This window comes from Micromonospora sp. NPDC051543 (assembly GCF_044454415.1).
Taxonomy (GTDB): Bacteria; Actinomycetota; Actinomycetes; order Mycobacteriales; family Micromonosporaceae; genus Micromonospora.
Window position 1 is genome coordinate 322158 of sequence record NZ_JBITDT010000003.1, and the last position, 9381, is coordinate 331538.

3 protein-coding genes are annotated in these 9381 nt (G+C 72.1%); all 3 read right to left on the reverse strand.

Annotation, left to right across the window (positions count from 1 at the left end; genetic code table 11):
• Positions 1–46: 46 nt before the first annotated feature.
• Positions 47–5668 (reverse strand): GH92 family glycosyl hydrolase, encoded by a 5622-nt coding sequence (locus tag ACIA3K_RS07230; protein WP_396799650.1) that lies wholly within the window; start codon positions 5666–5668, stop codon positions 47–49.
• 220 nt (positions 5669–5888) lie between these two features.
• Entirely contained in the window at positions 5889–7349 is a 1461-nt protein-coding gene (locus ACIA3K_RS07235; protein ID WP_396799651.1) for a GTP-binding protein, read from the reverse strand.
• On the reverse strand, positions 7346–9202 hold the full coding sequence (locus ACIA3K_RS07240) for a dynamin family protein (protein ID WP_396799652.1): 1857 nt from the start codon (positions 9200–9202) through the stop codon (positions 7346–7348). Before ACIA3K_RS07240 ends, ACIA3K_RS07235 begins: the two co-directional genes overlap by 4 nt.
• Positions 9203–9381 lie beyond the last annotated feature (179 nt).

A 9381-nucleotide genomic window follows, 5' to 3' on the forward strand; every position in this document is an offset into this window, starting at 1 on the left:
CGGGCGGGCCGTGGAGCACGGCCCGCCCGACTGTTGTGCTTCCGGCTTACTTCGCGGTGACCGTCAACGGTCGGGACACCGTCGTCTTCGAGCGGGACCCGGACAGCGTCACACTGGTGACTCCGGGCTCCGTCGAATCCGGGACGCCGACGGTTCCGCCAGCGATGATGCCGTCACCGTTCGCGTGTACCGTGCCGACCCGACGGCCGTCGCCGAGGCTGACCGTGATCGCCTCGTTCGGCGCGAAGCCGGAGCCGTCGACCGTGATCGACGTTCCGCGCGGCGCGGACGGCGTGGGCAACGACAGGCGCGGCTGGTAGGCCGGGTCCGTCGAGCCCACGGTCACCTGCACGGTTGCCGTCGCCGGCGTACCGGAGGACACGCCGGTGGCGCGGACGGCGTACCGCCCCGGTGGCGTGTCCCCGGAGGTCGCGACGGTCGCGCGGACCGTGCCCGTCGCGGACGCCGAGACCGTCACCTCGCGGGTCGTGCCGGCCGCGAGGCCCACCGTCACCCGCTCGCCGGCGGCGAACCCGCTGCCGACGACCGTGACCGCGTCGCCAGCGGCGACCGACTGCGTGCCGGACACCGCCAGGGTGGTGGCCGCCCCGGCCCGCCGGACGGTCACGGTGAAGGTCGCCGTGCTGCTGGACACCGTGTCCCACGCGGTGACGCGCACCGTGTAGGTGCCCTCACGGGCGTAGGTGTGCCGGCCGCTCAGCGCGCCGTCCGCGCCGACCGTGGCGTCGTCCGGAACCGTGCCGTCGCCCCACTGGACGCGGGCGTGGTAGCCGGTCGTGTCGGGAAGACCGCCGGTCACCGATCCGAGGTTCGCCGTGAGGACCTGTCCGGCGTCGACGCTCTGGTCGCCCGGAGCGGCGGTCGCCAGCGCGGCGGCCGGCGTACCGTCGTCGGCGACGGCGAACACGTGGATCCGGCCCGCCGAGCGCGGGTCGCCGGTCTGCGTCGGCAGGGTCACCGAGACCAGCGTCCTACCCGCCGGGATCTGGTACGGCGCGGTGGCGAACAGGAACGGCTGGGCACCGTCGCGGCTCGTGCCACTGAGCCGGTACGCGGACTTCGCGACGACGATGTTGCCGTACGACGGCGTCCCGTTGGCGTTGCCGCCCAGCGTCCAGTCACTGAACTGGATCGGAATGCTGGCGGTGCTGCCGTCGCTGAACGTCGCCGTGCCGGTGGTTGCCTGGTTGCCCTGCGTACCGGCGCCGATGAACGAGATGCTCCGGGCGTCGGCCGGCAGGCGCAGGGCGATCGTCGCGCCGTTGCCGGTGGCGTTGTCCGGCTGCCCGGCCGGGACCTGCGGCAGGGTGAAGCCCAGCGCGGTGCCCGGCACCTCGTGCCGCTGCCCCTGGGTCACGCCGGCCGCCGCGAGTGCCGCCCGCGAGTACGCCCACGACTTCGCGTCGCAGTCCGCCGCGAGGGTGCCCTCGTCGCCGACACACACGGTGTCGAACGCCGCGGTGAGGCCGGAGTTCGCCGCGTACGCGACGTCGACGCCGACCGTCACCGAGCCCTGACCGACGCCGTCGGTCACCGTGACGCTCGCCTGGTGGTAGCCCGGCGTGGCGTAGGTGTGCTCGCCGTTGACGCGGTAGACCTCGCGGGAACTCAGCGTCAGTGTGCCCTCGGTGGCCGGTGAGCCGTCACCCCAGTCGATCGTGGCCCGGTAGTCGTCGGCGACGCCGCCGGTGACCGTGGCCAGGGCCATCGTGGCGGGCGCGCCGGAGCGGGCGTGCACGCCCTCGGTGGCGGTCACCGTGATGTCACCGCCGCTCAGGTCGAGGTCGCCCCCGGCGAGCAGCTCGATCTCGGCGAGGGTCGGCTGTGCCGCGCCGACGGTCTTCGTCACGACGAGGCGGAACTGGGAGTACCGCCCGGGCTTGTCGATCCGGAACGGCCGGGTCTGGTTGCGCCAGCGGAACACCTCGCCCGCCCGCGCGTCCAGCGTGCTCCAGGTGAGGCCGTCGGTGGAGCCCTGCAACCGCCAGTCCGCCGGGTCGCCCGCGGCCGCGCCGGAGGTGATGGTGTAGTAGGTCGGCTTCTGCCGGCCGCCACGGGTCGCCCAGCCGATCTGCGGCGTGCCCGACGACGTCGTCAGCTGGGTGGTGGACGAGTCGTCGAACAGCGTCGACGCGTCCGGACCGCCGCTGACGGTGGCGGTGCCGAGGCCCGGCCCGGTGACGTCCTGCAACGGCTGCGGTACGGCGTCGCCCTTGGTCAGCGACGGGGGCGTGGCGTCGCGACCGGTGCCCCACGACGACGGATTCGGTCCCATCTGGAAGTCGATCGTTCCGCCCCTGGCGAGCGCGGACACCTCGACGGAGACGTCGCGCTGCTTCTTGCCGTTGACCTTCACGCTCTGCACGTACACGTTGCGGTTGCTGTTGTTCGCGGCGTTGACCACGATGTCGCCGGTCGGGCGGTGGACGGTCATCCGGGTGAACTGCGGCGAGCCGATCGCCCAGTGGGTCGACCCGGCCTGCAACGGGTAGATGCCCAGCGAGCTGAGGACGTACCAGGCCGACATCTCGCCGTTGTCCTCGTCGCCCAGGTAGCCCTGGCCGATCTCGCTGCCCACGTAGAGACGCCGCAGGATCTCGCGTACGGCCGCCTGGGTCTTCGCCGGAGCGCCGGCGACGTCGTACAGGTAGGGGATGTGGTGCGACGGCTGGTTGCTCATGCCGAGCTGCCCCATCCGCACCGCGCGGGCCTCGATCATCTCGTGGATGACGCCGCCGTAGCCACCGGGGCGGTCGGCGTTCTCTCCGGTGGCGAAGAAGGTGTCGAGCTTGTCGCGCAGCGCCTTCTGCCCGCCGTACAGGTTGATCAGGCCCTGGGGGTCCTGCTGTGCGGTGAACGCGAAGTTCCAGCCGTTGGTCTCGGTGTAGACGCCACCCCAGTCCAGCGGGTCACCGGCGAGGAACGTGCCGGCGGCGTCGCGGCCCTGGAAGAGCTTCGTCTTGGCGTCGAACAGGTGGACGTAGTTGCGGGCCCGCTCCAGGAAGTAGCGGGACTCCTCCTTGAGCTGGTCGCGCCGCGACTTCGGCGTGGCCGGGTCCTTCGCGAGGGCGGCGGCCATGTTGCCGATGCCGTAGTCGTTGATGTAGCCCTCCAGCGCCCACGACACCGACTCGCCGGTGCTGGTCGGCGTGTAGCCGAGGAACAGCGACGTCTCGATGCCCTTGCGGCCGACCGCGCCACGTCCGGACGCGACGGTCGCGTCCTTGACGGCCGCGTCGTACGCCGCCAGCGGGTCGGGCAGCTTGACCCCGGTGAGGTACGCCTGAGCGAGGGCCACGTTCGCGCTGGTGCCGGTCATCAGGTCGGCGTAGCCGGGCGACGACCAGCGGGCGATCCAGCCGCCGTCGCGGTAGTGCTGGACGAACCCGTCGGAGATCTTCGCGGCGACGTCCGGGTAGAGCAGCGAGTAGGCGGGCCACACCGTGCGGTAGGTGTCCCAGAACCCGTTGTTGACGTAGATCTGCCCGTCGACGATCTTCGCGCCGGTCCGGGTCGCGGTCGACGTGCCGGTCGGCGCGGACACCGGGCTGGCGTACTGCCAGTGGGGGGCGGCGGCGGTGCCGGTGTTCTCCGACTGCGAGTTCGGGTAGAGGTTCAGCCGGTACAGGTTCGAGTACATGGTGACGAGCTGCGTCTCGGTCGCGCCCCGCAGCTCGACCCGGCCGAGGCGGTCCTTCCAGGCGGCGGTGGCGGCGTCGCGGATCGCGTCGAAGCTCCGGCCGGTCACCTCCAGGTCGAGGTTGCGGCGGGCCTGCTCGACGGAGAGGAACGAGGTCGCGATCCGCATCGTCACCTGACGGTTCGCGGAGACGTCGAAGGTCGCGGACGTCGCCGTGACGGCTGTTGGCGCGCGGTCGAACTCACCGGACACGAACATCCGGCTGCGTCCGGCCGAGAGGCCGCTTCCGTTGTCGACCCAGCCGGTGAACGTGCTGTCGGCGCCGAGGGTGAAGGTGCCCTTGGCGAAGACGAGACTTCCGGTCGACGGTCCCGGCCCGAAGGTGAACCGCATGATGCCGGCGTGGTCGGTCGGCGTCATCTCGGCGACCAGGCCGTTCTGCAGCGCGACCCGGTAGAGGTCCGGCCGAGCCGTCTCGTCGTCGTGGCGGAAGGCCAACGCCCGGCTGGCGGGCGCTCCGGTGAGGGGGCCGTCGCCGGCCACCGGCATCACCGACATCTGGTTGCGGTCGCCCATCCAGGGGCTTGGCTCGTGGGAGATCGCGAGGCCCTGCAACGTGGGCAGGTTGGCGGCGTTGTTGGCGCGGTGGTAGTCGTACTCCCAGGAGTCCGAGGTCGCGTCGGTCACCGGGGTGAAGAAGTTGAACCCGTTCGGCACGGCGGTGATCGGCAGGTTGTTGCCGCGCGAGAACCCGCCCGTGGAGTTGGTGCCGCGGCGGGTGTCGACGTAGTTCGTCAGCCGGGAGCCGTCGATCGTCGCCGGGTTCGGAGTCACTTCGACGTCGTCGAGCCACCCCTGGAAGAGGGTCTCCTCGGTGGCCTGCGGGTCGTCGTACGCCAGCAGGACGCGGTCGATCGTCTTGCCGCGCGCGACGGCGCCGATGTCGGCGCTGACCGCGTTCCACTGGTCGGCGAAGAGCACCTTCGACGTGCCCTGGCCGGCCGGGGTCAGCGGGTTGCCGTGCTGGTCGACGGCCGAGCGTCCACTGAGGTAGCTGCCGTCGGTGAAGTGCAGGTCGACCGAGGCGTAGGTGGACGGGTAGCCGGCGTCCTGGCCGGTGAACTCGGGGAAGATCCGGTACGACAGGCGGGTGTTCGGCCCGACCGGGATGTCGACGTCGAACAGCTTGTTCGTCGCGTACGAGCGGCCACCGGTCTGGGCGCCACCGTAGTAGCGCAGCGCGGCCAGCCCGGTGAAACCGACGCCCGGCTTCGTCGTGTAACCACCGGCCGGGCCGGGGCCGATCTCGGTGACCATGGGCGTGGCGGGCGGTCGGACGTCCGAGCCGTCGCTGATGTCCCAGCTCGCGAGCTGGGTGAGGGTGTCGCCGGAGTTCGCGGAGATCGACAGGCGGTACCAGCCGTAGGCCGTCGTGTTGGTGACGCCGTACCTGTTGGTGGCGAACCGCTTGGCGAAACTCTGCTTCGTCTGGCGGTCCAGGTCGACCCAGGTGCTGCCGTCGGTGGATCCCTGGAGGGTGAAGTCGCGGGGGTCGCGGCCCGGCTCGTCGTCCGCCGAGGTCAGCGCGTACCGCTTGACGACCGCTGGCTTGGTTAACTGGTACGTCACCCACGCGGTCGACTCGAACGCCAGCCACTTGGTCGACGGGTTCCCGTCGGCGAGGTTCGCCGCGATCTCGTTCGGCGGGTTCTGGGCGCTCGCGGTGGTGGTCTCGACCTGGCCGAGCAGGCTGCCGGGCAGGTTCGCGTCGCTCGACCCGCTGAGGTTGCCCTGCACGGGCCGACCGGAGCGGTCGACCTCGACGGTGCTCGTGGCGGGCTGCGGGTCGGCCGTTTCGAACGAGGAACGGAAGGCGCCCGGTGGCGGGGCGCTCGGCGCGGCGCTGGCCAGCGGCGCGGCGACGACCATCCCCAGGGGAAGCAGGGCGGCGGTTGTCGCCACGGCTATCCGCAGGGAGACGGCGCGCGTACGGGGGAGATACGGCATGGGGGCGGGACCTTTCGACTCGATCCGGTCGAGTACGTCGAGCGTCTGGGTGGCAGTGGGAGGGTGGACCGGGCTCTGACATCGTTGTCATCGGGCGTGCCTGACAAGGGAGGGCAGATCCGGTGGATGTTGGGCAGATGTTTCCGGGCAACCACGGCCCTGTCAATGGGTTGATCGCCGCGAAACGCGCCCGTAGCGTCCCGGGTGGACTCGCGGCCGCTCAGCGACCGCCCGCCGCCAGCTCGGCCAGCATCCCCTCGCAACTGCGCACGACCACCTCGGCACCGCGCCGCTGGGTCAGTGGGAGCAGCGGATCCTCCGCCCGGTCCCGCCACCGCCACTGGGCGTCGGCGGCGGTCTCCCAGAGCCGTTGGGCGGTCGCCTCGTGCTCGACACCGAGCCGGGCGGCCAGGGAGACGCCCTCGCCGCCGACCAGCCGCTGCGCCTCGGCGGCCAACTCGGCGTCGAAACCGAGACGGGCGTTGCGCAACGCCACCAGCAGGCGCAACTCACGGAACTCGTGCGCGCCCGCCAGGATCTGCTCGATCGCGCCGACCAACTCGTCGCTGCCCCGGACCGGCTCGGCCCGCACCAGGGCCTCCACCGCGGCCAGCGCCGAGCGGGCCTTGAGCGCGTCGCGCCGATCGACGAAACAGCGGGTCATCGACTCACGCAGCTCGGTGAGCCCACTGCGCCGGATCAGCTCGGCCGACATCGCCACCCGGGTGTCGAACCCACCGCGTACCAGCGTCGTGGCCAGCCGGATACCGAAGAGGCCGAACCGGTCCAGCAGGCCCGCGCGCACCTCGGGGTCGAGGCGTACCGGAAGTTCGCCACGGACGAAGCGGTCGGCGGAGAGCAGGTGGGGCTCCAACCCGGCGCGCGGCACCCCGGCCAGCGTCGCCAGCGCGGCGAAGTCGGACTCACCGAGCAACCGACCCGCGAGGCCGACAGCTCCACTGCACGCCACCACGTTGACGGCCAGGGCGCCCACCCGGGGATCGCGGTGGTGCCGCCGGGCCAACTGTCGGGCGGTGAGCAGCCCGTCGATCCGGCCACCGCCGACCTCGTCCGCCCGGGACAACACCATGATCACGTTGACCGGGGCGGCCTGCCCGACGGCACTGTCCCGACCGGACTCCAGCACCCGCAGATCGCTGTCGCGGCCGTCCCGGGTCAGGAACAACACGGCGTCCGCGTCGGCCAGCACCCGGTCCAGCACCGGCGCGTGGCCCTGCTCGTCGACCGTGCCGAGCGCCGGGGTGTCGACGAGCGTCACCTGCCGCAGCGCCCGCGTCGGCCAGCGCACCACGATGTCGCGTACCTCCCCGGCACGCCAGCCGAGATCCACCCGCATGCCGGTCGCCGACTTGACCACCGTCAGCTCCTGCGGAGGTTGCCCCACCGGGTAGGCGGTCGCGCCCGGTGACGCGCCGTCCTCGTACCAGGTGAACGCGCCGTCGGCGCCCTCGACCGGCGCGACCTCCTCCCCCATCAGCGCGTTGAGCACCGTCGACTTGCCCGCCCGCCACGGCCCGGCGACCGCGATCCGCAGCGGCTGCTCCAACCGCGCGATCTGGTGCCGCAACCGCCCGACCGCCCGCGCGTCGTGCTGGTAGACCTCCAGTGCCTGGTGCAGGAGCCCCCAGGCCGCCTCGTCCAACCGCACCCCGACAGTCATGCCCCGGGCTCCAACAGCACCGGGGTCGCCCGGGTGGCGGTCAGGTGCTGGGACTGCTCGTAGAGCGCGGCGAGGCGGGTCATCTTCGACCGGATCTCCCGCTGCCGCTGCTCGCGCAGGGCGACGTCGGTGTCGGCCTCCTGCTTCGCGCTGCGGAACGACTGCACGATGGCCTCCTGCAACTCCTCGGTCAGACCCGTGAAGTGGTCGCGCAGCATCCGTTGCACCTGCCGGGCGGCGTCCCGGCAGTCCCGGATCATCCGGACGAAGAACTCGTCGACATGCCGCTGGATGGCCGTCTTCACGGTCGCCTGCCGGCGGCGCAACATCTGCTTGCTCTCGTCGCGGATGCTCTTGCCGCCGAAGAGGGCGCCGATGCCGACCGAGACCGGGTTGATCATCGGCATCCCGGCCAGGGTGGTCGCGAGGCCGAACATCAGCATGCCGCCGTACGAGCCCTTCATGCCGGTGAAGAGCTTCTGACCCGTCGTGAACCGGTCGATCCTCGGCCGTTCCAGGTCCGGCAGGCGGTCGCCGAGATCCTCCGGCATCGTCATCGACCAGGGCGGCAGCACGTCGTAGCCGTACCGGTTGAACTGGGCGGCCACCCGGCGGGCGATCCAGTCACAGCGCTGGACCAGCCACTCGTGGTTGGCCTCCGCGGCCTCGACCAGGCTGCGCGACAGCCACTCGTCGAAGGTGTCCCAGGCGACGAGCGGGTCGGCCTCATCGAACGCCTCGTCGACCGCCCGCAGGATCTGGCGCGTCCGGTCCCGCAGGTCGTACTCGATGTCGGAGAGCAGGTCGGCCATCTCGTCGTTGAGGGTGTTCTGCCAGCGGGTCGAGCAGCGCCGCAACTCGTCGACCTCCCGCTGGGCCGCGTGCAGCCGCGAGATCGGCCCGGACTGCTCCTCGGCCTCCTGCGTCGCCAACTCGGCGCGCAGCGGCGCGGCCAGTTGCTCCACCACCGTACGGGCCACCGCCTGCACCGACGCCCGCGCCAGGTGGTCGGCCTTGCCGGCCAGGTCCCGTTGCAGGCGGGCGATCAGCGCCGGAAAGCCGGACTCGGCGTTGAGACCACGGTCGTCGGCCGCCGCCGCTCGCAGCCGCAGCGTCGCCGACACCGGGATCAGCGGCGCCGCCACGCCGGCATCGGCGAGGTGTTGCCGGTTGCGCTCGGCGACCGTCCGCCAGTCCGCCACCAGGTCGGTCTTGCTCTGCACCACGACCACGTTCGGTTGCGAGCGCATGACGTGCAGCAGCATGTTCAGCTCGGCCACCGAGAGTTCCCTCGTGGAGTCGGAGACCAGCAGCACGGCGTCCGCGCGGGTCGCGGCGGCCACCTCCGCAGCCGCGCCGAGCGCGGTGACCTCGTCGGTACCCGGAGTGTCCACCAGCACGAGTCCGGCGGCGAGCAGAGCCCGCGGCAGGCCAATCTCGACGTACGCCGGACCGCCCCCCGGCCGACGTCCGACCGCGCCGGACACGCCGGCCGCGACCTGGTCGAGCGCCAGGGGGGTCCGCTCGGCGAGCGTCGCCACCGACGCTCCCGCCGGCCGGCCGGCCGGCGGCGCCGGCACCTGGACCATCGTGGCGCAGGCGGCTTCCGCGTGTTGCACCACGGTCGGCAGGACGGTGGTGCGACCGTCACCGACCGGGCAGGCCGGCGCGTTGATGATCGCGTTGATGAGCTGGCTCTTGCCCTGGTTCGGCTCGCCGACGACCAGGACCCGCAACGTCGGGTCGAGCAGTTGGGCACGCTTCTGCCGGACCGTCTGCAGCAGATCGCCGCGACCGTGTGTCGTGCACGTCCGGGCGATCTCGTCCAGTACGTCCAGCCAGATCCCCGCCATCACCGCACCAAGTGTGCGGATTTCGGCTCAATTAGCAAGAGGTGCCGGGAAGGAAACCGGGAAGGGGGGGGGGGGGGGGGCGCGCCCCGCCCCCCCCCCCCCCCCCCCGCCAACACCCCCCCCCCCCACCCCCGGCGGGCAACCAACCCCACAACCCAACGGGCGCCGGCCCCCCCCCC

Excerpts from the sequence above, each read along its gene's own strand:
- ACIA3K_RS07230 (WP_396799650.1), bottom strand. The coding sequence starts at position 5,668 with ATGCCGTATCTCCCCCGTACGCGCGCCGTCTCCCTGCGGATAGCCGTG.
- ACIA3K_RS07235 (WP_396799651.1), bottom strand. The coding sequence starts at position 7,349 with ATGACTGTCGGGGTGCGGTTGGACGAGGCGGCCTGGGGGCTCCTGCAC.
- ACIA3K_RS07240 (WP_396799652.1), bottom strand. The coding sequence starts at position 9,202 with ATGGCGGGGATCTGGCTGGACGTACTGGACGAGATCGCCCGGACGTGC.